The sequence below is a fragment of the Bradyrhizobium sp. SSBR45G genome (assembly GCF_030159255.1).
GTDB lineage: Bacteria > Pseudomonadota > Alphaproteobacteria > Rhizobiales > Xanthobacteraceae > Bradyrhizobium.
Map to the genome: position 1 here is coordinate 39,852 of NZ_BSCT01000045.1, position 23,496 is coordinate 63,347.

The 23,496-nt window shown below is 66.2% G+C and carries 19 protein-coding genes; 15 read left to right on the forward strand and 4 right to left on the reverse strand.

The features are described from left to right. Nucleotides 1–207: 207 nt before the first annotated feature. The 11 genes from tkt to QQL87_RS32995 all read left to right on the forward strand — a co-directional run bounded on the left by tkt (nucleotide 208) and on the right by QQL87_RS32995 (nucleotide 11,913). Nucleotides 208–2,193: a transketolase gene (gene tkt, locus QQL87_RS32945; RefSeq protein WP_284423243.1), complete on the forward strand. Its 1,986-nt coding sequence runs from the start codon at nucleotides 208–210 to the stop codon at nucleotides 2,191–2,193. A gap of 231 nt (nucleotides 2,194–2,424) precedes the next feature. After that, on the forward strand, nucleotides 2,425–4,272 hold the full coding sequence (gene recQ / locus QQL87_RS32950; protein ID WP_284423244.1) for a DNA helicase RecQ: 1,848 nt from the start codon (nucleotides 2,425–2,427) through the stop codon (nucleotides 4,270–4,272). Between the two features lie 173 nt (nucleotides 4,273–4,445). Beyond that, nucleotides 4,446–5,453 (forward strand): type I glyceraldehyde-3-phosphate dehydrogenase, encoded by a 1,008-nt coding sequence (gene gap / locus QQL87_RS32955; protein WP_284423245.1) that lies wholly within the window; start codon nucleotides 4,446–4,448, stop codon nucleotides 5,451–5,453. 105 nt (nucleotides 5,454–5,558) lie between these two features. After that, nucleotides 5,559–5,702 (forward strand): hypothetical protein, encoded by a 144-nt coding sequence (locus QQL87_RS32960; RefSeq protein ID WP_284423246.1) that lies wholly within the window; start codon nucleotides 5,559–5,561, stop codon nucleotides 5,700–5,702. A gap of 27 nt (nucleotides 5,703–5,729) precedes the next feature. Further along, a complete protein-coding gene (locus QQL87_RS32965; protein WP_284423247.1) occupies nucleotides 5,730–6,920 on the forward strand; it encodes a phosphoglycerate kinase in 1,191 nt (396 codons plus the stop codon). 45 nt (nucleotides 6,921–6,965) lie between these two features. After that, nucleotides 6,966–7,223, forward strand: coding sequence for a hypothetical protein (locus QQL87_RS32970; RefSeq protein ID WP_284423248.1), 258 nt, complete (start codon nucleotides 6,966–6,968; stop codon nucleotides 7,221–7,223). A gap of 198 nt (nucleotides 7,224–7,421) precedes the next feature. Continuing rightward, entirely contained in the window at nucleotides 7,422–8,489 is a 1,068-nt protein-coding gene (gene fba / locus QQL87_RS32975; RefSeq protein WP_284423249.1) for a class II fructose-bisphosphate aldolase, read from the forward strand. A gap of 446 nt (nucleotides 8,490–8,935) precedes the next feature. Further along, the gene (locus QQL87_RS32980; RefSeq protein ID WP_284423250.1) at nucleotides 8,936–9,157 is read left to right on the forward strand and encodes a hypothetical protein; all 222 of its coding nucleotides are present in this window, start codon (nucleotides 8,936–8,938) and stop codon (nucleotides 9,155–9,157) included. A 1-nt stretch (nucleotide 9,158) separates the two neighbouring features. Continuing rightward, complete coding sequence (locus QQL87_RS32985) at nucleotides 9,159–9,836, forward strand: thiamine phosphate synthase (RefSeq protein ID WP_284423251.1); 678 nt, start codon at nucleotides 9,159–9,161, stop codon at nucleotides 9,834–9,836. A 10-nt stretch (nucleotides 9,837–9,846) separates the two neighbouring features. Continuing rightward, nucleotides 9,847–10,965, forward strand: coding sequence for a tetratricopeptide repeat protein (locus tag QQL87_RS32990; protein WP_284423252.1), 1,119 nt, complete (start codon nucleotides 9,847–9,849; stop codon nucleotides 10,963–10,965). Nucleotides 10,966–11,121: 156 nt separating this feature from the next. Then, nucleotides 11,122–11,913: an inositol monophosphatase family protein gene (locus tag QQL87_RS32995; protein WP_284423253.1), complete on the forward strand. Its 792-nt coding sequence runs from the start codon at nucleotides 11,122–11,124 to the stop codon at nucleotides 11,911–11,913. Nucleotides 11,914–12,182: 269 nt separating this feature from the next. Here QQL87_RS32995 and QQL87_RS33000 read toward each other — a convergent pair whose 3' ends face one another. From QQL87_RS33000 to QQL87_RS33010, 3 genes are all read right to left on the reverse strand, one after another. After that, complete coding sequence (locus QQL87_RS33000) at nucleotides 12,183–12,788, reverse strand: outer membrane protein (RefSeq protein WP_284423254.1); 606 nt, start codon at nucleotides 12,786–12,788, stop codon at nucleotides 12,183–12,185. A 369-nt stretch (nucleotides 12,789–13,157) separates the two neighbouring features. Next, nucleotides 13,158–16,310, reverse strand: coding sequence for a multidrug efflux RND transporter permease subunit (locus tag QQL87_RS33005; protein ID WP_284423255.1), 3,153 nt, complete (start codon nucleotides 16,308–16,310; stop codon nucleotides 13,158–13,160). A gap of 5 nt (nucleotides 16,311–16,315) precedes the next feature. Continuing rightward, the gene (locus QQL87_RS33010; protein ID WP_284423256.1) at nucleotides 16,316–17,509 is read right to left on the reverse strand and encodes an efflux RND transporter periplasmic adaptor subunit; all 1,194 of its coding nucleotides are present in this window, start codon (nucleotides 17,507–17,509) and stop codon (nucleotides 16,316–16,318) included. A gap of 326 nt (nucleotides 17,510–17,835) precedes the next feature. Between QQL87_RS33010 and QQL87_RS33015 the strand changes: the two genes are divergently transcribed. Next, complete coding sequence (locus QQL87_RS33015) at nucleotides 17,836–19,461, forward strand: hypothetical protein (RefSeq protein ID WP_284423257.1); 1,626 nt, start codon at nucleotides 17,836–17,838, stop codon at nucleotides 19,459–19,461. Nucleotides 19,462–19,554: 93 nt separating this feature from the next. On the opposite strand, the gene QQL87_RS33020 is transcribed toward QQL87_RS33015, so the two are convergent. Then, complete coding sequence (locus QQL87_RS33020) at nucleotides 19,555–20,358, reverse strand: DUF1295 domain-containing protein (protein ID WP_284423258.1); 804 nt, start codon at nucleotides 20,356–20,358, stop codon at nucleotides 19,555–19,557. Nucleotides 20,359–20,543: 185 nt separating this feature from the next. On the opposite strand from QQL87_RS33020, the gene QQL87_RS33025 reads away from it, so the two are divergent. The 3 genes from QQL87_RS33025 (at nucleotide 20,544) to QQL87_RS33035 (ending at nucleotide 23,295) form a co-directional block, all read left to right on the forward strand. Further along, nucleotides 20,544–21,533, forward strand: a complete 990-nt coding sequence (locus tag QQL87_RS33025; RefSeq protein WP_284423259.1) for a MotA/TolQ/ExbB proton channel family protein — start codon at nucleotides 20,544–20,546, stop codon at nucleotides 21,531–21,533. A 287-nt stretch (nucleotides 21,534–21,820) separates the two neighbouring features. After that, nucleotides 21,821–22,849: a peptidoglycan -binding protein gene (locus tag QQL87_RS33030; RefSeq protein ID WP_284423260.1), complete on the forward strand. Its 1,029-nt coding sequence runs from the start codon at nucleotides 21,821–21,823 to the stop codon at nucleotides 22,847–22,849. Beyond that, complete coding sequence (locus tag QQL87_RS33035) at nucleotides 22,846–23,295, forward strand: GNAT family N-acetyltransferase (protein ID WP_284423261.1); 450 nt, start codon at nucleotides 22,846–22,848, stop codon at nucleotides 23,293–23,295. The genes QQL87_RS33030 and QQL87_RS33035 overlap by 4 nt, the downstream gene beginning before the upstream one ends. The last annotated feature ends 201 nt before the right edge of the window (nucleotides 23,296–23,496 follow it).

Below are 23,496 nucleotides of genomic sequence, written 5' to 3' on the forward strand. Positions count from 1 at the left end.
TTACGGGCAAAATCTTACGTGCTGGGCGAGCCAAGCGCAACGCTCGGCCGAAACTATGCACTACTAAGCAACTTTTGGGACGTCCGGGACGTTGCATTGCCTTTGATTCCCGGAACCGAGGTGCTAATCAGCCCGCAAAATCCCGGCCCGCCAGCAATACCGGCGGCTCTCCTGTCATCAGCATTTCACGTTTGGACGGATTCCAGCATGACGCAGGTCGAACATTCCCGCATGGCCAACGCCATCCGCGCGCTCGCAATGGATGCCGTCGAGAAGGCAAAATCCGGCCATCCCGGCCTGCCGATGGGCGCGGCCGACGTCGCCACCGTGCTGTTCACCCGCGTGCTGAAATACGATGCTGCAGCGCCCGCCTGGCCGGACCGCGACCGCTTCGTGCTGTCGGCCGGCCACGGCTCGATGCTGCTCTATGCGCTGCTGTATCTGACCGGCAACGAGGAGATGACGCTCGACCAGATCAAGCGCTTCCGCCAGGTTGATTCGCTGACCCCCGGCCATCCGGAGAATTTCCGCACCAAGGGCATCGAGACCACCACCGGCCCGCTCGGCCAGGGCATCTCGACCGCGGTCGGCATGGCGCTGGCCGAGAAGATGCTGCAGGCCGAGTACGGCAAGAAGATCGTCGATCATCACACCTATGTGCTGGCCTCCGACGGCGACCTGATGGAGGGCATCTCCCAGGAAGCGATCGCGATGGCCGGGCACTGGAAGCTGAACAAGCTGATCGTGCTGTGGGACGACAACGGCATCTCGATCGACGGCCCGCTCTCGATCGCCGATTCGGTCGACCAGGTGAAGCGCTTCAAGGCCTGCGGCTGGGCCGCCGAGCTGATCGACGGCCATGATCCGGAGGCGATCGCAGCCGCCATTGCGCGGGCGCAGAAGTCGTCCCGGCCGTCGCTGATCGCCTGCAAGACCACGATCGGCTATGGCGCGCCGACCAAGGCCGGCACCTCCAAGGTGCACGGCGAGGCGCTCGGCGCGGAGGAATTGAAGGGCGCCAAGGAGAAGCTCGGCATTTCGCAGGAAGCCTTCTCTGTGCCCGATGACGTGCTTGCCGCCTGGCGCGAGGCGGGCCGTCGCGGCGCGCCGGCACGCACCGAATGGGAGACGCGGCTCGGCGAGATGGGCCCGCGCAAGCGGGCGGAGTTCGAACGCCGGCTGCGTCACGAGCGTCCCGCAGCCCTCGCGAAGGCGCTGAAGGATCACAAGAAGGCGCTGCTGGAAAACCCGCTCAACGTCGCCACGCGCAAATCTTCCGAAGCCGCGATCGAGGTCATCGCGGCTGCGATGCCGTCCGAATTCCTGGCCGGCTCCGCCGACCTCACCGGCTCCAACAACAACAAGGCCAAGTCGGTGACCGCGTTCTCGGCCAAGACGCCGAAGGGCCGCTTCATCCACTACGGCATCCGCGAGCACGGCATGGCGGCGGCCATGAACGGCATCTTCCTGCATGGCGGCTTCGCGCCGAACGGCGCCACCTTCCTGGTGTTCTCCGACTATGCGCGCGGCGCGATGCGCCTGTCGGCGCTGATGGGCGCCGGCGTGGTCTACGTGCTGACGCATGACTCGATCGGCCTCGGGGAAGATGGCCCGACGCACCAGCCGGTCGAGCATCTCGCAGCGTTGCGCGCGATCCCGAACATGCGCGTGTTCCGCCCGTGCGATTCGATCGAGACCGCCGAATGCTGGGAGCTTGCGCTCAACCGCACCAACGGCCCGACCGTGCTGGCGCTGACGCGGCAGAACCTGCCGCAGCTGCGGACGTCAGCACCGTCGGACAATCCGTGCAGCCGCGGCGGCTATGAGCTGGTCGCCGCGCAGGGCGAGGCCAAGGTGTCGCTGTTCGCCACCGGCTCCGAGGTCGAGATCGCCGTCGCCGCGCAGAAGCAGCTCGCCGAGCGCGGTATCCCGGCGCGCGTCGTCTCGGTGCCCTCGCTCGAGCTGCTGCTGGAGCAGCCGGCCGAGGCCAAGGCCAAGATCATCGGCAACGCACCGGTCAAGATCGCGATCGAGGCCGCGGTACGCTGGGGCTGGGACGCCGTGATCGGCCAGGACGGCCTCTTCATCGGCATGCATTCGTTCGGCGAGAGCGGCCCGGCCAAGGAGCTGTACAAGCATTTCGGCATCACCGCCGAAGCGGCGGTGGAGGCCGCGGTGAAGCGGCTGGGCTGATCGCCTCACGGCGCAGTCGGTTTAGACCCTCATGGTGAGGAGGCGCGTAGCGCCGTCTCGAACCATGAGGCCCGCGTCGAAAGCTCTGGCCTCGCCCTTCGAGACGACCGCCTGCGGCGGTCTCCTCAGGGTGAGGAGATGCATTGACTGTGACGCGCCTGGACGAGGACAATACGAGAACCGGCGCTCTTGATGCGCCGGTTCTCCTGATCTTCCGGAAGCCACCTCCCCATGCCCTCAGCCCCCAACGCCACGACCGAGACGGCCGATCGCGCGCTGGCGGTGCTGCATTCGGTGTTCGGGCTGCCCGGCTTCCGCGGTGCGCAGGAGAAGGTGGTCCGGCACGTCGCCGAGGGCGGCAATTGCCTGGTGCTGATGCCGACCGGCGGCGGCAAGTCGCTGTGCTACCAGCTTCCGGCTCTGCTGCGCAAAGGCTGCGGCATCGTGGTATCGCCGCTGATCGCGCTGATGCGCGACCAGGTCGCGGGCCTGCTCGAAGCCGGCGTCAACGCTGCGGTGCTGAACTCGACGCTGTCGCGCGAAGAGGCCGACGAGGTCGAGCGACGGCTCATCGTCGGCGATCTCGACCTGCTCTACGTCGCGCCGGAGCGGCTGGTGACGCCGCGCTGCCTGTCGCTGCTGGAGCGCGCTGATATCGCGCTGTTCGCGATCGACGAGGCGCATTGCGTGTCGCAATGGGGTCACGACTTCCGCCCGGAATATATCGGGCTCTCGGTGATCGCCGAGCGCTTTCCCGAGGTGCCGCGCATCGCGCTGACCGCGACCGCCGACGAGCTGACCCGCAAGGAGATCGCCGAGCGGCTCAGTCTCACCGATGCGCCGCAATTCGTCGCGAGCTTCGACCGCCCCAACATCCGCTACGAGATCGTCGACAAGAACAATGGGCCGGCCCAGCTCAAGGCCTTCATTAAGGACCGTCACCCAGGTGACGCCGGCGTGGTCTACTGCCTGTCGCGGGCCAAGGTCGAGGACACCGCGGCGGCGCTGACTGAGGCCGGCATCACCGCGATCCCCTATCACGCCGGGCTGGATCCAACCGTGCGTTCGCGCAACCAGGACCGCTTCATCAACGAGGACGGCGTCGTGGTCGTTGCCACCGTCGCGTTCGGCATGGGCATCGACAAGCCGGACGTGCGCTTCGTCGCGCATCTCGATCTGCCGAAGAGCATCGAGGCCTACTACCAGGAAACGGGGCGCGCCGGGCGCGACGGCAAGCCGTCGACCGCGTGGATGGCCTATGGGCTGTCCGACATCGTGCAGCAGCGCCGCATGATCGACGAATCCACCGGCGCCGACGCCTTCAAGCGGGTGTCGATCCGCAAGCTCGACGCGCTGGTGGCGCTGGCGGAGACCGCGGGCTGCCGGCGCAAGCTGCTGCTGAGCTATTTCGGCGAGACGCCGGCGGGCGACAACTGCGGCAATTGCGACAACTGCCTGTCGCCGCCGAAGATGCGCGACGGCAAGGTGATCGCGCAGAAGCTGCTGTCCTGCGCCTATCGCACCGGCCAGCGCTTCGGCGCCATGCACCTGATCGACGTGCTGGTCGGACGCGCGACCGAGCGCGTCAAGCAGTTCGGACACGATCAATTGTCGGTGTTCGGGATCGGCCGCGAGCTTAATGAGAAGCAGTGGCGTGCCGCGCTGCGCCAGCTGGTGGCGATGGGCCATCTCGCGCCCGACAGCGAAGCCTATGGCGCGCTGAAGCTGACGGAGTCATCGCGCGGCGTGCTGAAGGGCGAGATCCCCGTGATGCTGCGCGAGGAGACGGCGAGCACCCGCGCGATCCGCAGCAAGTCGCGGCGGGGCGAGCTGGTGGCGCGGCCGGCCGCGGCGGCCGATGCCCCGCTGCTCGCGAGCCTGCGGGCCTGGCGCTCGGAGATCGCGCGCAAGCGTGGTGTACCAGCCTATGTGGTGCTGCACGATGCCACCATCGACGGCATCGCCAGCGCCCGCCCCACCACGCTCGGCCAGCTCCGCGATATACCAGGGATCGGCGACAAGAAGCTGGAGCACTACGGCGACGAGTTGCTGGCGCTGATAGCAGGGTCACGGTCCTAAAGCAGCAGAATCGGCACCAGACGGTTGAGATCGGCGCGAAAAAGCGCTACGAAAAGGGCCTTATCGTCCGCTCCCGTCCGGCAGAACCGGTCGGCATTAGTTCCAAAACCCTCGTGGCGCCCCTGTTAGGAGGACGCAGACGGGGACGAGAAACGTCATTGAAGGAGACGAAAATGGCAGTCCGGGTCGGGATCAACGGGTTTGGCCGCATCGGCCGCAACGTTCTGCGTGCCATCGCGGAATCGGGCCGCACGGACATCGTGGTGGTCGGCATCAACGATCTCGGCCCGGTCGAGACCAACGCCCATCTGCTGCGCTTCGACAGCGTGCACGGCCGCTTTCCCCACACGGTGACCGTCGACGGTGACAGCATCGATATCGGCAACGGCAAGATCAAGGTGACGGCCGAGCGCGATCCCTCGAAGCTGCCGTGGAAGGATCTCGGCGTCGACATCGCGCTGGAATGCACCGGCATCTTCACCTCGAAGGACAAGGCCTCGGCGCATCTGACCGCCGGTGCCAAGCGCGTGCTGGTCTCGGCTCCGGCCGACGGCGCCGATGCCACCATCGTCTACGGCGTCAACCACGCTACGCTGACGAAGGATCACCTCGTCGTCTCGAACGGCTCCTGCACCACCAACTGCCTGGCGCCGGTCGCCAAGGTGCTGAACGATCTGGTGGGTATCGAGACCGGCTTCATGACCACGATCCACGCCTACACCGGCGACCAGCCGACGCTCGACACCATGCACAAGGATCTCTATCGCGGCCGCGCGGCGGCGATGTCGATGATCCCGACCTCGACCGGTGCCGCCAAGGCGATCGGCCTGGTGCTGCCGGAGCTGAAGGGAAAGCTCGACGGCGTCGCGATCCGCGTGCCGACGCCGAACGTCTCGGTGGTCGACCTCAAGATCGTCGCCAAGCGCAACACCGACCCGAAGGAGATCAACGAGGCGATGAAGCGCGCCAGCGAGCAGGAGCTGAAGGGCATCCTCGGCTACACGTCAGCGCCGAACGTCTCGATCGACTTCAACCACGATCCGCACTCCTCGACGTTCCACCAGGACCAGACCAAGGTCATGAACGGCAACCTCGTGCGCGTGATGTCCTGGTACGACAACGAGTGGGGCTTCTCCAACCGCATGGCCGACACGGCCGTCGCGATCGGCAAGCTGCTGTAAGCTACTCCCAGTCCTTCCGGGGCGATGCGAAGCATCCAACCCGGAAATTTGAGATTCCGGGTGCGGTCCTGCGGACCGCCCCGGAATGACGGCTGAGGAGGCGACATGCCCCTTCCCAACTGGCTTGGAATCCCCGGCGCGCTATTGCTGATCGGCATCATCGTTTATGGCTTTCGCCAGGGCATGCGGGTGACCAAGAGACAGGAAGGCGATCCGCCGGAAAACACCGACGGATTTCATCACCACTGATTAGTCCCTCGTTTTACGGTGGCTCCAATGAAACAATTCCGCACCCTCGACGACGTCGACGTCAAAGGCAAACGCGTGCTGCTGCGCGTCGACCTCAACGTGCCCATGGAGAACGGTCACGTCAGCGATGCCACGCGCCTGGAGCGCGTCGCGCCGACTATCAACGAGATCGCGAGCAAGGGCGGCAAGGTCATCCTGCTCGCCCATTTCGGCCGGCCGAAGGGCCGTGATCCGAAGGAGTCGCTGAAGCCCGTCGCGGCGGCGCTGTCGGGCGTCATCAAGCGCCCGGTCGCCTTTGCCGATGACTGCATCGGCGCGCCTGGAGCCACCGCGATCGCCGCGTTGAAGGACGGCGACGTGCTGTGCCTGGAGAACACCCGCTTCCACAAGGAGGAAGAGAAGAACGATCCGGCGTTCGTCGCCGAGCTCGCCAAGCTCGGCGACATCTGGGTCAACGACGCGTTCTCCGCCGCGCACCGCGCCCACGCCTCGACCGAAGGCCTCGGCCACAAGTTGCCGGCCTATGCCGGCCGCACCATGCAGGCCGAGCTCGACGCGCTCGACAAGGCGCTGGGCCGCCCGGCCAAGCCGGTCATCGCGATCGTCGGCGGCGCCAAGGTCTCGACCAAGATCGACCTCTTGGAAAACCTCGTCACCAAGGTCGATGCGCTGGTGATCGGCGGCGGCATGGCCAACACCTTCCTGCATGCGCAGGGCGTGCAGATCGGCAAGTCCCTGGCCGAGAAGGATCTGGCGGCCACCGCTCTGCGGATCATGGAGAAGGCGGAAGCCTCGAACTGCGCCATCATCCTGCCGGTGGACGCCACCGTGTCATTCCACTTCGCGGCCAACTCGCCGTCCTTCGCCTACGGCCTCGACGCGATCCCGCCTGACAGCATGATCCTCGACGTCGGCCCGCAATCGACCGCACGCATCCATTCCGCGATCGACGACGCCGCGACGCTGGTGTGGAACGGCCCGCTCGGCGCGTTCGAGCTGACGCCGTTCGACCGCGGCACGATGGTCGCCGCCAAGCACGCGGCCGAGCGGACCAAGGCCAAGAAGCTGGTCTCGGTGGCCGGCGGCGGCGATACCGTCGCGGCTCTCAACCAGGCCGGCGTGGCCTCGGACTTCAGCTACGTCTCGACCGCCGGCGGCGCCTTCCTGGAATGGATGGAAGGCAAGCCGCTCCCGGGCGTCGAGGTGCTGAAGGCCTGATACTCGCAGCTTGTCGGCCATGGATGTTTCTGTTATGTTCCATCCATGGCCGAGCTACCGACAGACGCAGTCCATTCGATCCTGATCAAGATCCAGGAGAGCATCGTTGCGCTCCGGGCGGAGATGGGACAGTTCAGGCAATCTGTCGACGCGCGGTTTGAGCGCGTTGAGAACCTCATTCGCAAGCAACGTCGCGATTCCGCGGGCATGCTGGTCATGATGCGCGCGGCCGCCAGCGATTTTGATGAACGTGTCAGCGAGGTCGAGGAGCGCCTCGCGGCTCTCGAAGCCCGGAAGAGCTGATTTTTCAGGCCTCGCGCCGCCGGCCAACGCGCCGTCTCTTGAAGCGCTGACCTTCGACATCCCTGAACATCCCTCTCCTGCCGCCTGCGTCCCCGCTACTCTTGGATTCTGCCCACCGCCGCGTTATGCACGTTGCAGCAGTTTCGGTGCGTGCGCCAGCCGCCGCACGGTCCAATTCTTGATCAGGGAGTTCCAGCCATGGCCCGCATTACGTTGCGTCAATTGCTCGATCACGCGGCGGAGCACGATTACGGCGTCCCGGCCTTCAACATCAACAACATGGAGCAGGCGCTGGCGATCATGGAAGCGGCCAATGCGGTCGACGCTCCGGTAATCATCCAGGCCTCGCGCGGCGCCCGGTCCTACGCCAACGACATCATGCTCAAGCACATGATGGACGCGGTCACCGAGATCTATCCGCACATTCCGGTCTGCGTGCATCTCGACCACGGCAACGGGCCCGACACCTGCATGACCGCGATCCAGGCCGGCTTCACCTCGGTGATGATGGACGGTTCGCTGAAGGCCGACGGCAAGAGCCCGGCCGATTGGGACTACAATGTCGGCGTCACCAAGACCGTCACCAACATGGCCCATCTCGGCGGCATTTCGGTCGAGGGCGAGCTCGGCGTGCTCGGCTCGCTCGAGACCGGCATGGGCGACAAGGAGGACGGCCACGGCGCCGAAGGCAAGCTGTCGCACGACCAGTTGCTGACCAATCCCGACGAGGCCGTGAGGTTCGTCAAGGAAACCCATGTCGACGCGCTGGCGATCGCGATGGGCACCTCGCATGGCGCCTACAAGTTCACCCGCAAGCCCGACGGCGACATCCTCGCGATGAACGTGATCGAGGAGATTCACCGCAAGCTGCCGAGCACGCACCTAGTGATGCACGGCTCGTCGTCGGTGCCGCAGGACCTGCAGGAGATCATCAATTCCTATGGCGGCAAGATGAAGCCGACCTGGGGCGTGCCGGTCAGCGAGATCCAGCGCGGCATCAAGAACGGCGTGCGCAAGATCAACATCGACACCGACAACCGCATGGCGATGACCGGCCAGATCCGCAAGGTTCTGTCGGAGCACCCGGAAGAGTTCGATCCGCGCAAGTACCTGAAGCCGGCGATGGAGGCGATGGCCAAGCTGTGCAAGCAGCGCCTGCAGGAGTTCAATACCGCCGGCCAGGCCGGCAAGATCAAGCGCGTGCTGACGACCGCCGAAATGGCCAAGCGCTACGCCAAGGGCGAACTCGACCCGAAGGTGGCGTGAGTTCGCGCAGAGCAGTCTGCTCAGCTTCGAGGGCACATCCGAGCGGCGACGGCGGTGAGCTCCCCTCCCCCTTGCGGGGAGGGGTCGGGGGTGGGGGTCTCCGGGTTGGACTAATTATGATGGGCTCGGTGAAGCCTATCGGCGATATTTCTCTGACGAGCAGCAGAGGCATGCACGCGCCACGGGCCCACTTCGATGATTGGGCGAAGGATGATTCTCGGCGCAGATCATTAACTTCAGCGCCCTGTGGACCTCCACCCCCGCCCCCTCCCCACAAGGGGGAGGGGAGCTCACCGCCGCGAACGTCAGAGACCGTTCGACCAACGACGATGAACTCCCCGTTCACCTCTGTGAGAGCCTGCCCCGGCTGCGACCAATGTTCGCTCGGCATCCGCCCGAGAACCGTCTAGTTTGACGGGCAGGGCAGGTGTCGTCTGGAGCAGATGATGGACATCTTCGCACTGAGCCCCGTCGTCGCTGCGACGGTGGCCCCCGGCACGGTCCTTTGTGCCGCCCGAACGGAGCACCCTGGCGGGCTTGCGGATCACCGCACCACGGTCTACCCGCAGAGCGCACGCTCCGCCCCCGGGCGCGCCGTGGCTCACCACATCGACATTGACAGGATTCCCCGCTACGTGATGACGCGGCGCGACGAGAAGGCGGCATAATTTGTCCGGCAAGACCACTCCCGCGCGGCCCGAGCCGCGCCTCTATCTGGCGACGCCGGTCATCACCGATGCCGCGGCGTTTGCCGCGGGCCTGCCGGCGATCCTGCGCAGCGCCGACGTCGCCGCGGTGCTGGTGCGGCTCAAGGAGAGCGATCCGCGGAGCATGATCACGACGGTCAAGGCTCTCGCGCCGGCGATCCAGAACGGCGGCGCCGCGTTGCTGATCGACGGCCACCCCGACATCGTGGCCCGCGCCGGTGCGGATGGCGCACATCTGACCGGCATTGCCGCGCTCGAGGAGGCGTTGCCGGGCCTGAAGCCGGACCGGATCGCCGGCGGGGGTGGGCTGTCGACACGACATGATTCGATGCGCGCCGGCGAGCTCGGCGCCGACTATGTGCTGTTCGGCGAGCGCGATGCGCAGGGGCGGCGGCCATCGCCCGATGCCGTCAACGAGCGCCTGGCCTGGTGGGCCGAGCTGTTCGAGCCGCCTTGCGTCGGCTATGCCATCTCGCTGAAGGAAGCCGCCGACTTCGTCGCGGCAGGGGCGGATTTCGTGCTGGTCGACGACCTCGTCTGGAGCGACGCCCGCGGGCCCGCCGCGGCACTGGCCGAGATCGGCACGGCGATCCGCCAGGCCCATGCGGCGGCGCCAGTCACCGCCGCCGGGCAGAGCTGAACGATCCGCGATGACGATTCTGCGCCTGACAAGCCTGGTTGCAGCGCTCCTGGTCATCGGAGCGGGCGCCCGCGCGCAGATCTCGTTGACGCCGCCGGCCATGCAGCAGCCTCCGGCTGACAAGCCGAAGCCGGCTGATAAGGCCGCCGATAAACCGAAGCCGGCCGAGAAAGCCGCCGAGAAGCCGAAGCCGCCCGCGCCGGCCGCCGCCGCCAAGAAGGCCGCCCCAGCCCCAACCGGCAAGCCAGCCGCGCCGGCGCAGGCCGCGCCGCCGCAGCCCGCCGCCAACGACGCCAATGTCGACCTGGTCTACGGCGCCTATCAGCGCGGCCAGTACAAGACCGCCTTCGACCTGGCCACGCCGCGGGCGCAGTCGGGCGATCCCAAGGCGATGGCGATGCTGGGCCAGCTCTACGAAAATGCCATGGGCATCCGCCGCGACTACGACAAGGCGGCGATCTGGTACAAGCGTGCCGCCGAGGCCGGCGACCGGGAAGCCATGTTCGCGCTGGCGATGATGCGGCTGGCGGGGCGCGGCGGCCCGACCGACAAGCAGGAGGCGGTGAGGCTGCTCGCCTCCGCCGCCAAGCTCGGCGAGCCCAAGGCCGCCTATAATCTCGCTTTGCTCTATCTCGACGGTCAGACGCTGCCGCAGGATCTCAAGCGCTCCGCCGAGCTGCTGCGGGTGGCGGCCGATGCCGGCAACCCCGAAGCGCAATACGCGCTCGCAACCTTCTACAAGTCGGGAACCGGCGTTCCGCAGGACCTGGAAAAAGCGGCGCGGCTGCTGCAGGCCGCCGCGATCGCCGACAATATCGACGCCGAGGTCGAATATGCCATTGCCCTGTTCAACGGCAGCGGCGTCCCGAAGGACCAGCCGGCCGCGATTGCGCTGCTGCGCCGGGCGGCGCGGCAGAACAGCCCGGTCGCCCAGAACCGGCTGGCCTGGGTGCTTTGGTACGGCATCGCCACGCCGCTGGACAAGATCGAGGCCTACAAGTGGCACCTGGTGGCCAAGACCGCCGGCAAGGGCGACCCCAAGCTGGAAGAGAAATTCGCCGACATGCCGCCCGAGGACCGCGCCAAGGGCGAAGCACTGGCGAAGCGCTGGCTCGGCACGATCAAGTGACCTGCGAGCGTCGGACCTGGAGATGACCGGCGGCTGATCCGCCCTTGACGCGGCCGCCCCGGCAGGGCACCCACAGCCAGCCATTTTCAACCGCCTCCGCCCGTGCATGGGCGAGGCGCGCACCGCAAGGTGCGGTCAGCCCAGCGCATCGAGCACATGATCCACTCCGCCCTCATCAACGTCATGGTCAAGGCCGCGCGCCGGGCCGGCCGCAACCTCAAGCGCGATCTCGGCGAGATCGAGCACCTGCAGGTGTCGCTCAAGGGTCCGGCCAACTTCGTCTCCCGCGCCGACAAGAAGGCCGAGGAGATGCTGTACGAAGACCTCTCCAAGGCCCGGCCCGGCTATGGCTTCCTCGGCGAGGAAGGCGGCAAGCGCGAAGGCAGCGACAAGTCGCACACCTGGATCGTCGACCCGCTCGACGGCACCACCAATTTCCTGCACGGCATCCCGCAATTCGCGATCTCGATCGCGCTCCAGCGCGAGGACACCGTGATCGCCGGCGTGATCTACAATCCGGCCAATGACGAGCTGTACATCGCCGAGCGCGGCAAGGGCGCGTTCCTCAACGACCAGCGGCTGCGCGTCGCCGCCCGCAAACAGCTGCATGAATGCGTCATCGCCTGCGGCCTGCCGCATATCGGCCGCGGCGACCACCAGCTGTTCCTGCGCGAGATGACCTCGCTGCAGGTCAAGGTCGCGGGGCTCCGCCGCTTCGGCGCCGCCTCGCTCGACCTCGCCTTCGTCGCCGCCGGCCGCTTCGACGCCTATTGGGAGCGCGACCTGCAGCCCTGGGACATCGCGGCCGGACTGATCATGGTGCGCGAGGCCGGCGGCACCGTCTCCGGCATCGACGGCAAGGACGATGCGCTGACCACGGGCCATGTCGCCTGCGGCAACGAGGTCATCCACCGCGAGCTGCTGAAGGTGCTGAAGGCGGCGGGGTAGTTCGATTGAGCGGCGGCGCAGTTTGCCTTCATAGCGTGGCGTTGCCGCACTCGCCTCACACTCGGTGTCGTCCCGGCCTTGAGCCGGGACCCATAACCACCGGCCATCGTGATTGATCGCGATCTATCGACCCGCGTGCCCCAAACACCTCCCTGGGGGTATGGATCCCGGATCTGCGCGCGCGTTCCGCGCGCTTGTCCGGGACGACACCTGTAATGGAGTTACGGCCGGGTTCTATGGCCTGAAAGCCACCACCTGCAGCCTGGACGTTACCGCCGGCCGCTGGTGAACGCCTGCGGCGTTGCGCCGGGCAGTGCCGGGGAGTTGATGTCGCTGTCGAGGCGATCGGACGATTGGCCGGCATAGCTGAAGCCGAGCGACAGGCTGACGTTGCTCGTCGGCTTGAACTCGACCCCACCGTTGATGGCGTAGGCGGGCGTCGAGGTGGACCGCGAATCGAATGTCGCGAACGGGCCGCCGAGACCGGGATTGTATTTCAGCGTCTCGAAGCCGCCATAGAAGCTGACGCCGCTCTTGAACGTGTAGCCGTATTGCGCGCCTTCGGTCGTGTACGAGCCGAGCGAGCCGTAGCGATTGACGATGTTGGAGCTGAGGCCTGTGCCCGCCAGCGACGACCAGTTGTTCGTGACGCTGTAGGACCGCGCGAAGAAGCCACTGTTGCTGCCGTTACCGGTGAAGCTCGGAAAATTGCCGTAGGAGTCCAGTCCCTGAGTGCCGCCCGAATCACTGAAGCCGATCGGCCAGCCGGGCAGCCAATATTTCACAGGGCCCGATTGGGCGTGGGCTGCGTGGCCGGCTAAGCAGGTTGCCGCGAGCGCGAACACGAGAGCAATTTTGCGAGAGACCATCGACATGCCGAACCCGTCACGTATCGGCAAAGCATACACGCACCGCGTGGTAAACTCCAGCCGGCGAGGTGGGCCCGCTCTTCTCCGCAACGGCGGTGAACTCCCCTCCCCCTTGCGGGGAGGGGTCGGGGGTGGGGGTCTCCGGACGCTGACGTTCGTCGAGTGCACACCCTTCTGGCTGACATGAATGAACGTCGACGCTCGTGTTTTGGCTATTTCAGATCAACCGCGTCGAGGGATTGGAGCGGATTTCATAACCTCGAGCGGGCCTCGTGGGCCCCCGCCCCCGACCCCTCCCCGCAAGTGGGGGAGGGGAGCGCACCGGCAGCGTGGCGAGATCGTGGCTCAATTGACTGAGCGAGGCATCGTGATCACCTAAGGCTTCACCGGCGCCGGCGGTCCGTACACCTCGCGCTCCGCCACAGGCTCCTTCTCCCGATCCCCTGCCAGCACGCGCTGCACCGAGACGAAGAACACCGGCACCATCAGGAGCGCCAAAATCACCACCGCGATCATGCCGCCCATCACGTTGGTGCCGAGCGCCTGCTGGCTGGCGCCGCCGGCGCCGGTGGCCATCGACATCGGCAGCACGCCGCAGACGAAGGCGAGGCCGGTCATGATGATCGGGCGGAAGCGCAGCGAGCACGCCTCGATCGTCGCCTCGACCAGCGGCTTGCCGTGGGCGCGCAGGTCCTTGGCGAATTCGATGATCAGGATCGCATCCTTGGCGGCAAGGCCGATGATCGTGATCAGCGCGACCGTGAAGTAGACGTCGTTCGACAGCCCGCGCAGATTGGCGGCGACGACGGCGCCGAGAATGCCGAGCGGCACGGTGAGCAACACCGCGAGCGGAATCGTCCAGCTCTCATAGAGCGCTGCCAGGCACAAGAACACGACCAGCGCCGACAGCCCGAGCAGCAGCGGCGCCTGCGAGCCTGACAGCTTCTCCTGCAGCGACTGTCCCGTCCATTCATAGCCGAAACCGCGCGGCAGCTTGCCGGCGAGGCGCTCCATTTCATTGAGCGCGTCGCCCGAGGTGTAGCCCGGCTTCGCCTCACCGGAGATGCGGATGGCCGGATAGTAGTTGAAGCCGGCGATCTGGGTCGGTCCCTTCGCCCATTGGATGGTGGCGAAGGACGAGAACGGCACCAGCTGGCCCTTGGTGTTCTTGACGCTGTAGTTGAGGATCTCGTCCGCGTTCATGCGGCTGATGCGGTCGGCCTGGACGACGACGCGCTGCATGCGGCCGCGATTCGGGAAGTCGTTGACGTAGGTCGAGCCGAGATTGGTCGAGATGGTGTTGTTGATGTCCTCGAAGGTGACGCCGAAGGCGCCGGCCTTCTCGCGGTCGATCATCAGATTGACCTGCGGTCCCTGCGGAAGGCCCTCGACATAGACCTTCTGCAGCACGGGGCTGGCATTGGCCTCCGCAATCAGCTGATCTGCTGCCGCGGTCAGCGCGGCATAGCCCTTCTGGCCGCGGTCCTGCAGCCGGAAGCTGAAGCCCGAGGAGTTGCCGAGATTGTCGATCGGCGGCGGCTGCAGCGCGGTGATCTTGGCGTCGCGGAGCGAAGCGAGATCGCGGTTGATGTCGGCGACCAGCGCCGCCGCGCTGTCCCGCTTGCCGCGCACGGACCAGTCCTTCAGCGAGATGAAGGCCTGCGCAGTGTTGACGCCCTGGCCGGCATAGCTGAAGCCGGTGAGGAAGGTGACGTCCTCGATGCCCGCGCGCTTGGCGAGATATTTCTCGACCGCCTCGACGGCGGCTTGAGTCCGCGCATAGGAGGAGTCGGCCGGCGTCTGCACGTCGGTGGTGATGAAGCCCTGGTCGTCGACCGGCAGGAAGCCGCCGGGCAGCTGGATGAAGGCCCAGGAAAGGCCGCCCAGGAAGATCGCGTAGATCAGCATCAGCCGGCCGGTGCGGCGCAGGCCGCCGCGCACGACACCGACATAGCGGTTGCGGCTTCCGTCCATGAAGCGGTTGAACCAGCCGAATATGCCTGTCCTGGCGTGGCCATGGCCGGCCTGGACCGGCTTCAGCAGAGTCGCGCACAACGCCGGCGTCAGCGACAACGCCAGCAGCGCCGAGAAGCCGATCGCCGCGACCATGGTGACGGAGAACTGCCGGTAGATGATACCGACCGAGCCGGGAAAGAACGCCATCGGCACGAACACGGCCATCAGCACCAGCGTGATGCCGATGATGGCGCCGGTGATCTGGCCCATCGCCTTGCGCGTCGCCTCCTTCGGCGACAACCCCTCCTCGGTCATGATGCGCTCGACGTTCTCGACCACGACGATGGCGTCGTCGACGAGGATACCCACCGCGAGCACCATGCCGAACATCGTCAGCATGTTGATGGAGTAGCCGACCAGCATCAGAGTCGCGCAGGTGCCAAGCAGCGCCACGGGAACGACGATGGTCGGGATGATGGTGTAGCGGATGTTCTGCAGGAACAGGAACATCACGACGAACACCAGCACCACGGCTTCGACCAGGGTCATCAGCACCCGCTTGATCGAGGCCTTCACGACCGGGGTGATGTCGTAGGGGATCTCATAAGCGATGGTGGAGGGGAAGAAGCGCGACAGCTCCTTCATCTTGGCCTCGACCGCACCAGCGGTCGCCAGCGCGTTGCCACTCGGCGACAGCAGCACCGACAGGCCCGCGGTCGGCTTGCCGTTGAGGCGGGTGTTGAACTGATAGCTCAAACCGCCGATCTCGATTCGGGCGACGTCGCGCAGCCGCACCGTCGAGCCATCGGCATTGGCGCGCAGGATGATCGCGCCGAACTCATCCGGCGAATCGAGCTGGCCCTTGACCAGCACCAGCGCCGAGGTGCGCTGCACTGATGTCGCCGGCTCGGCGCCGATACTGCCGGAGGCGACCTGCGCGTTCTGCGCGCCGATCGCCTTGGTGACGTCGTCGGCGGTGAGGCCGTAGCCGATCAGCTTGGCCGGATCGAGCCAGACGCGCAGCGAGCGCTCGGTCGAATACAGCGTGGCGCGGCCGACGCCGGGGATGCGCCGGATTTCACCGAGCACGTTGCGGATCATGAAGTCGCCGAGGCCGACCTCGTCGAGGCTGCCGTCAGTCGACTGCAGGGTAATGATCTGCAGCACCGCGGCGGAGGCTTCCTCGACCAGGATGCCCTGCTGCATGACCGCGCGCGGCAGCCGCGCCTCGACGCGCTTGAGGCGGTTCTGCACCTCCACCGAGGCGTCGTTGGTCGACGTGCCCGGCACGAAGTTCGCGGTGATCTCGACCTGTCCCAGCGAGTCGCTGGTCGATTCGAAATTGAGGATGCCGGAGGCGCCGTTGAGCTCTTCCTCGATCAGCCGCGTCACGCTGTTGTAGAGGTTTTCCGGCGAGGCGCCGGGATAGCTGGTCGAGATCGAGATCGAGGGCGGCGCGATGATCGGATATTGCGCCACCGCCAGCAGCGGAATCGCGATCGCGCCGATCAGGCAGATGAACAGCGCGACGACCCAGGCGAAGATCGGCCTGTCGATGAAGAAACTCGGCATCGGCGCTACCGGGCCGCTGACTTCGGTTCGATCTGGGTCGCGGCGCTGACCTCGGTCCAGGCCTGCGGCGCGATCTTGTCGCCCGCGGCGAACTTCTGGAAGCCGTCGACGACGACCTTGTCGCCGGCGCGCAGGCCGTCGGTGATCAGCACCAGACCATCCTGGACCGGGCCGGTGCGAATCGGGCGGGCGATCGCACGATTGTCGTCGCGGATCACGTAGACCTCGGAGCCGCCCGCGGCATTGCGCTGGACCGCCTGCTGCGGCACCGCGACGGAATAGCTGTCGATGCCCTGCTCGATGCGGACGCGCACATACATGCCCGGCAGCAGTTCGCGCTTCGGATTGGCGAACTCGCCGCGCAGCGTGACCTGGCCGGTCGCGGCATCGACCTTGGCATCGGAGAACAGCAGCTTGCCCGGAATGGAATACGGCGTGCCGTCGTCGAGCATGAGGCGGACCTTGATCGCATCGGGCGCGATCTGGTCGAGATCACCGGACTCGAACGCGCGGCGCAGGCGATTGAGCTCGCTGACCGACTGGGTGAAGTCGGCATAGATCGGATCGAGCTGCTGGATCGTGACCAGCGACGTCTCGTTCTGAACGGCAATCGCCCCCTCGCTGACCTGGGCCGCACCGACGATGCCGTCGATCGGCGCGCGCACGGTCGCGTAGTCGAGATTGAGCTGGGCGCGGGCGAGATCGGCCTTGCGGGCCTCGATGTCGGCGGCCGCCTCGCGCTCGCTGGAGATCGCCTTCTCGTTCTCGACCTCCGGCGCGGCGCGCTCCTTGAACAGCGAAGCGATGCGGCGCGCCTGCTGCACGGTGCGCTCGTGCACCGCCTCGGCCTTGGCCAGCGCCGCCCGGCTCGACAGGATCTCGACCTCGAACGGCTTGGGATCGATGCGATATAGCGGCTCGCCCGCCTTGACCTCGCTGCCCTGGCGGAACAGCCGCTCGACGATGATGCCGGACACCCGCGGCCGCACATCGGAGACACGGGTCGGCGCGATGCGGCCCGGCAGTTCGCGCACGATCGCGCGCGACTTCTGCTCGACGGTCACAATCCCGACGTCGGGAATAACGACCTGCTCATTGGCAGAGGCCTGGGCCGGGGTGGTTTCGTTGCAGCCAGCCAGCGGCATGGCCGCTGCGAGCATCAATGCACTGCCGAGCAATGGGGCGCGAAAACGAGACATGGACGGCGTGGCCCCTCGATCATGTTGAAAAGCAGTCGACTGGATGTTCCAGTCATGGCGCCATTCCGGCGCCGAACGTTCCCCGCAACATAGAAGGCGGGTGCTGCAACGCAACGCAGGCGCCGGGCGGCTTGATGTCACACGACCTACATGACTGATAGATCATGATTTTTGGCGACTCACCTAATTGTGAGCGCTTTGTGGCGAATAGATTTCTCTGGTCTGAGACATCGCACACGTCGCTCGCGTCGGGTTCCAATTGAAGATAGGCTCCCAATTCAACCAATCCATTTTGATGCTATTTTCAGTTGTCGCGGGGGCGGACGATGAGCGCGGAGGTGATCGCCCAGAAGTGGGCGGGTTCAGCGGCAGGTCTGTTTGCCGGCTTCGTGGCGTGGATGACGGCCGGCAACACCGGAATCGCCCACCTCAACGAGTTGCTGGCCTCGCTCGTCACCTCGACATGGCTGACCTTCTACTTCCGCTATTTCGGGATGCTCGAAGCAAGTGCGGAACCGAAGGCCGTCATCGGCAGTTCCCGGGCCAGGCGTGACTACGACGCACTCCGTGGCGACCTGGCGGCGGGCGGCGATTTCTCGCGGTTGTATGCACGGCTGTTGAGCCGAGCCCTGAACGTGACCGACCGGTTCATCGGGGACGACAAGGAGCCCAACGAGAGCCTTTCGAACCGATTTGGATTGAAGCCCGCGGTGCCGCTCTGGACGACGACGTCGTTTGATACCTGCCTCGTTCTCGCCCTGGTCTATCCGATCGCCACAGTATTCTTCTTCTGGGCTCTCACCGGCCACGTGGGACCGGCGGAGGCCGCGCTCAAATTGAGATCGGACCTGTCCGACGTCGAGCGAGCCGTGGCCTTCCTGACCGTGCTGCTTCAGGTCTGGGCCATGAACCGCTACGTGAAGACCAAATCCTTCTGGTGGGCCGCCCTGGCATTCTTCGTTGCCGTCGGGCTTGCCGTCAGCGTTTCGGTCGCAGCCGCCGGAGCGATCGGCCTGGCCCAGGGGGCCTACTTTGGGCCAGGGGTGCCGCTTGCCGGAGGCGTCGCGCTCGGCGCAGCCTGGATCGTTGCATTCACGGTCGCCACGGCCTTTACCTCGCGCGACCTGTGGGCCACCTTCTCTGCGAGCTTCGTAGCGGTCACCTTCGCCGCCATCATGTTCGGCAATCGCGCCATCGCCGCCGACCGCCGCACCATGAAGCAGATCTACCTCGTGCTCCTGGTCCCCTGCTCCATCGCGATCTGCCTCGGCGCATCCTACTACATGGCAAATTTCACCGTCTGGCGCGTCGTGGGCCCCCTGCTGCTGTTCGGCGCCCTGATGACGGTGCTCAACGCGCCCTTCGATTGGGCCTCTCTGGGCCTCACGCGCGTCTTGTTGCGCTCGGGGCTTGAGAGGGGCGGCTGGTTTCCCCTGACCTTCGCAATCGTGGATGCGATCGCCGCAACCTTCCTGATCGCCCTGCTGGTGCCGGTCATGGTCGTAGGAGTCCAGTTCTTCGATCGTATCGCGGAGCATGCCGGCGGTGTCGCGATCCTGCCGCTGGCGAATTTCTTCGACGGACTCCAAGCCAATCCCGCCGCCCCTGAATTCTGGTGGGCCTATGCCCTCCTCCTGTCGACCATGCTGCCCAGCATGTTCAATCTGTGCATCGGAGGATTCTCGATCGTGCGTGTCATACTGGCGCGCCTTTCCCTGTTCATCCTCGACCGGTTGCCCGCGGACGGACCTGTGGTCTCGTACGATCGCCCCTGGATCGCCACCTGCCTGACGGTCCAGGTGGTTGGCGGCGTGCTATTCGGCTTCATCATTCAAGCCCTCTTCGCGCTGGTTGTGTTTGCTTACGTCCTGCCTCCGATCGGCCTGGAGCTTCTTCACATCGCCCGATGGACGGCGAGCCTGAACCTGCCAGCTCTGTTCGGACTGCCGTAGCTCATTGAGCCGGGCCTTGGAGCCTGCATGCCGTGGATGTTTCGACCCACGACATGCGATCCGCAAATCCACCCGCAACGGCCGAATCGCGAGCTAGCGACTGCGGGGCAGCGGGAAGAACTTGCTGGTCCGCGCCTGATAGTCCCGATAGCGCGCGCCGCGCGACTGCAGCATCTGCTGCTCGAGCGGCGGGATGCCGGTGACATGCACCAGGAACCAGTACATCAAGGCTGGTGCCAGCAGGCTCGCGAGGCCCCACGGATTGTCAGGCGACAACGCAATCACCGGATAGGACAGCCAGCACACCCACTCGAAGAAGTAGTTCGGGTGCCGCGACCAGCGCCACAGGCCGGCGTCGCAGACCTTGCCCTTGTTGGTGGGATCGGAGCGAAAAGCCTTGAGCTGGGCGTCGGCGAGCGCCTCGCCCGCGATCCCCGTGAACAGCACCAGGATGCCGAGATAATCCTGCAGCCGCAGCTCGGAGGCTGGCGCGTGGGCGGCCACGAACATCGCGAACACCAGCGGAATCGAGCCCCAGGCCTGCTGCTGCAGAAACAGGAACATGCGCCGCGGCGCGTCGGCGCCCCATTGCCGCGCATATTCGGCGTAGCGGGGATCGTCGGCGATGCCGCGGCTCCGCACCGCCACATGGCTGCCCAGCCGCAGCGACCAGACCGCCACCAGCCCCGCCACCAGCCATTGCCGCACATTGGGCATGGCGCCGGCCGCCGGCCAGATCGCACCGAGCGCGCCGACCAGGCCGACGGAAAATGTCCAGATCGTGTCCACCCAGCCCGAATTGCCGCTGCGCTGCTGCACGACCCAGGCCATCGCCATGAGCACGGAGAGCGCCAGCGCCATCGCGAGCAGAGCCTGCAGATATCCAATGACGGTCATGACAAAGCCAGGGCATTCCAGTTACATAGGGGATAACGGGACTAACTACGCCGCGGATGCCCGCCGGTTTCAGCCACAGTTCCGCGCAGGGGACGGGGATTGCGCCGATCGCGGCTTTTCTCCCGACGCTGCTGTGCCATAGTGGATTTTCGGGACCGGTCCCCCCGCAACGGATGTCAGCGACAATGCCTCAAGGCTCCCCTCCCCGCTCCACGATGGGCGTCGACCCGACCAAACTGTCCACGCCTCGGATCTTCCTGGTGCGCATGCTGGTCTTCCTGGTGCTCTGCGCCCTGGTCGGCGTCGTGCTCTACAAGCAGATCATCATGGCGTTCTTCGCCAATCCGGGCCTCAACGCCCTGATCGGGGCGGTGCTGCTGATCGGCGTCATCCTGGCCTTCCGCCAGGTCGTCCGGCTCTACCCGGAGGTCTCCTGGGTCAACAATTTCCGCATCGCCGATCCCGGCCTGGCGGTGCCTCGCCACCCGATCCTGCTGGCTCCGATGGCCGCGATCCTCGGCCGTGAGCGCACCGGGCGGATGTCGATCTCGCAGCAGACCATGCGCCATCTGCTCGACTCGATCGCCACCCGGCTCGACGAGGCCCGCGACATCTCCCGCTACATGACCGGCCTGCTGGTCTTCCTCGGCCTGCTCGGCACCTTCTGGGGCCTGATCGAGACGGTCGGCTCGGTCGGCAAGGTGATCGACGGGCTCAAGGTCGGCGGCGATGCCGGCGCGCTGTTCGACACGCTGAAGGGCGGGCTCGCGGCGCCGCTCAGCGGCATGGGCATCTCGTTCTCGTCCTCGCTGTTCGGCCTCGCCGGCTCGCTGATCCTGGGCTTCCTCGACCTGCAGTCGAGCCAGGCGCAGAATCGCTTCTATACCGATCTGGAGGATTGGCTGGCCGGCACCGTGCGCGAATATGGCGGCACCGGCGACACCAGCGCCGACCTTTCGGTGGCGATCGAGCGGCTGCGCACGTCGATGGAGGAAGGCTCCAACCGCGGCGCGACCGCGGCGATGGCCAACCTCGCCGAGGCGATCCAGGGCCTGGTGGCGCACATGCGCACCGAGCAGCAGATGATCCGCGAATGGGCCGACGGCCAGGGCGAGCAGAACCGCGAGATCAAGCGGCTGCTGGAGCGGCTCGCGCGGCAGACGGAGAAGAGTTGAGGTCATCATCGTTGATGCTTCATGCGCCGAAAGCTCTTGCCACGGCGGCAGTGCACCCTCTCCCCTTGCGGGAGAGGGTAGCGGGCATGAGCGAAGCGAATGCGCGCCGGGTGAGGGGTTCTTTCCGCGGAGACAGACCCCTCACCCGGTTCGCGCTCGCTCCGCGCGCGCGAACCACCCTCTCCCGCAAGGGGAGAGGGTGCACCGAGTCCGCGGACACGCCGTCGCTTCCAATCCGTGAAGCGTCGGAAAGCACCGCAGGCCGATCGTTATCGAGGAGACACTGAATGTCGCTTGCCCGTTCCCGCCGTGGCGACTCCGGCCTCAACTACTGGCCCGGCTTCGTCGACGCGCTGTCGACGCTGGTGCTGTCGATCGTGTTCCTGCTGACCGTGTTCCTGGTGGTGCAGTTCTTCCTGTCGCAGGAGGTCACCGGCAAGGACAAGGCGCTGGAGCAGCTCAACGCCAAGATCGCCCAGCTCAACGAGATGCTGTCCTTGGAAAAGCTCGGCAAGCTGTCGCTGGACGACCAGGTCGCCCAGCTGCGCGCCGGCCTGTCGAACGCCGAGGCCGAGCGCGACCGCATCAAGGGCCTGTATGATGGCCTCGCCAACGCCGGCAGCAATGCGACCGGCCGCGCCAATGAGCTCAACCGGGCGCTCGATTCCGAGAAGCAGGTCACGGCGCGGGCGCTGGCGCAGATCGAGGTCCTCAACCAGCAGATCAGCGCACTCAGGCGCCAGCTCGCCGCGCTGGAGGACGCGCTGGACGCCTCCGAGAAGCGCGACAAGGAATCGCAGAACCGCATCGCCGATCTTGGCTCGCGACTGAACGTCGCACTGGCGCAGCGGGTGCAGGAGCTGACGCGCTACCGCTCCGAGTTCTTCGGCCGGCTGCGCGCCATCCTCGGCAACCGCCCGGACATCCGGGTCGTCGGCGACCGCTTCGTATTCCAGTCGGAGGTGTTCTTCGACACCGGACAGGCGACCCTGCTGCCGGAGGGGCAGCAGGAGCTGAACTCGGTGGCGACCGCGCTGGTCGATCTCGACAAGCAGATCCCGGCCGAGATCTCCTGGGTGCTGCGGGTCGACGGCCACACCGACGTCAGGCCGATCAACAGCCCCGTGTTCAAGTCGAACTGGGAACTGTCGTCGGCGCGCGCCATCTCGGTGGTGCAGTACATGATCTCGCTCGGCGTGCCCGCCCAGCGCCTCGTCGCCGCCGGCTTCGCCGAATTCCAGCCGCTCGAGACGGCGAACACCGAGGAAGCATTCCGCCGCAACCGCCGCATCGAATTGAAGCTGACGGAGCGGTGACGTCGAGCTTCACACTGCGGGCCTATCGCGCCGAGGACGAGGACGCGGCGATCGCGCTGTGGCAGGAGACGTGGCAGCTCGCTTACCCAGCGATCGACTTCGCCGCGCGGGTGCCGTGGTGGCGCGAACGCTGGCGCAGCGAGCTGGTGCCGAGCGCCGAGGTGATCGTGGCCGAGACGGAGGGCACGCTTGCTGGTTTCGTGACGATCGATGCGGAGGGTTATCTCGACCAGCTGGTCGTCTCGCCCAAGCGTTGGGGCTCGCCGCTCGCCACTCAGTTGGTGGATGCAGCAAAGGAACGATCACCTCACGGCATCACACTCCTGGTGAACAAGGACAACGCGCGCGCGATCCGCTTCTACAAGCGCAACGGCTTCATGGAAGCCGGCGAGGACGTCAACCCGACCTCGGGTCGCCCGGTGCTGCGGATGGCGTGGACGCCTTAGGCGCCACCCCACCGAAACGCAGCAACACCCTCCGCTGTCGTCCCGGACAACCGAGCGCAGCGAGGGCGGAGTCGGGACCCATACGCCGCAGCAGGCCTTTGGCGAAGAACGATGTGGCGAGTTTCGCCTGCCAAACATTCGACCGGGGTTATGGGCCCCTTAGGCTCACGCCACAAGTGCAACACCTGCTAGGGTGTTGTG

Excerpts from the sequence above, each read along its gene's own strand:
- QQL87_RS33005 (WP_284423255.1), bottom strand. The coding sequence starts at position 16,310 with ATGCCGAGTTTCTTCATCGACAGGCCGATCTTCGCCTGGGTCGTCGCG.
- QQL87_RS32980 (WP_284423250.1), top strand. The coding sequence starts at position 8,936 with ATGGACATCTTCGCACTGAGCCCCGTCGTCGCTGCGACGGTGGCCCCC.
- QQL87_RS33020 (WP_284423258.1), bottom strand. The coding sequence starts at position 20,358 with ATGACCGTCATTGGATATCTGCAGGCTCTGCTCGCGATGGCGCTGGCG.
- recQ (WP_284423244.1), top strand. The coding sequence starts at position 2,425 with ATGCCCTCAGCCCCCAACGCCACGACCGAGACGGCCGATCGCGCGCTG.
- QQL87_RS33030 (WP_284423260.1), top strand. The coding sequence starts at position 21,821 with ATGTCGCTTGCCCGTTCCCGCCGTGGCGACTCCGGCCTCAACTACTGG.
- QQL87_RS32965 (WP_284423247.1), top strand. The coding sequence starts at position 5,730 with ATGAAACAATTCCGCACCCTCGACGACGTCGACGTCAAAGGCAAACGC.
- tkt (WP_284423243.1), top strand. The coding sequence starts at position 208 with ATGACGCAGGTCGAACATTCCCGCATGGCCAACGCCATCCGCGCGCTC.
- QQL87_RS32995 (WP_284423253.1), top strand. The coding sequence starts at position 11,122 with ATGATCCACTCCGCCCTCATCAACGTCATGGTCAAGGCCGCGCGCCGG.
- QQL87_RS33025 (WP_284423259.1), top strand. The coding sequence starts at position 20,544 with ATGCCTCAAGGCTCCCCTCCCCGCTCCACGATGGGCGTCGACCCGACC.
- QQL87_RS33010 (WP_284423256.1), bottom strand. The coding sequence starts at position 17,509 with ATGTCTCGTTTTCGCGCCCCATTGCTCGGCAGTGCATTGATGCTCGCA.
- QQL87_RS32990 (WP_284423252.1), top strand. The coding sequence starts at position 9,847 with ATGACGATTCTGCGCCTGACAAGCCTGGTTGCAGCGCTCCTGGTCATC.
- QQL87_RS32970 (WP_284423248.1), top strand. The coding sequence starts at position 6,966 with ATGGCCGAGCTACCGACAGACGCAGTCCATTCGATCCTGATCAAGATC.
- fba (WP_284423249.1), top strand. The coding sequence starts at position 7,422 with ATGGCCCGCATTACGTTGCGTCAATTGCTCGATCACGCGGCGGAGCAC.
- QQL87_RS33015 (WP_284423257.1), top strand. The coding sequence starts at position 17,836 with ATGAGCGCGGAGGTGATCGCCCAGAAGTGGGCGGGTTCAGCGGCAGGT.
- gap (WP_284423245.1), top strand. The coding sequence starts at position 4,446 with ATGGCAGTCCGGGTCGGGATCAACGGGTTTGGCCGCATCGGCCGCAAC.
- QQL87_RS32960 (WP_284423246.1), top strand. The coding sequence starts at position 5,559 with ATGCCCCTTCCCAACTGGCTTGGAATCCCCGGCGCGCTATTGCTGATC.
- QQL87_RS33000 (WP_284423254.1), bottom strand. The coding sequence starts at position 12,788 with ATGTCGATGGTCTCTCGCAAAATTGCTCTCGTGTTCGCGCTCGCGGCA.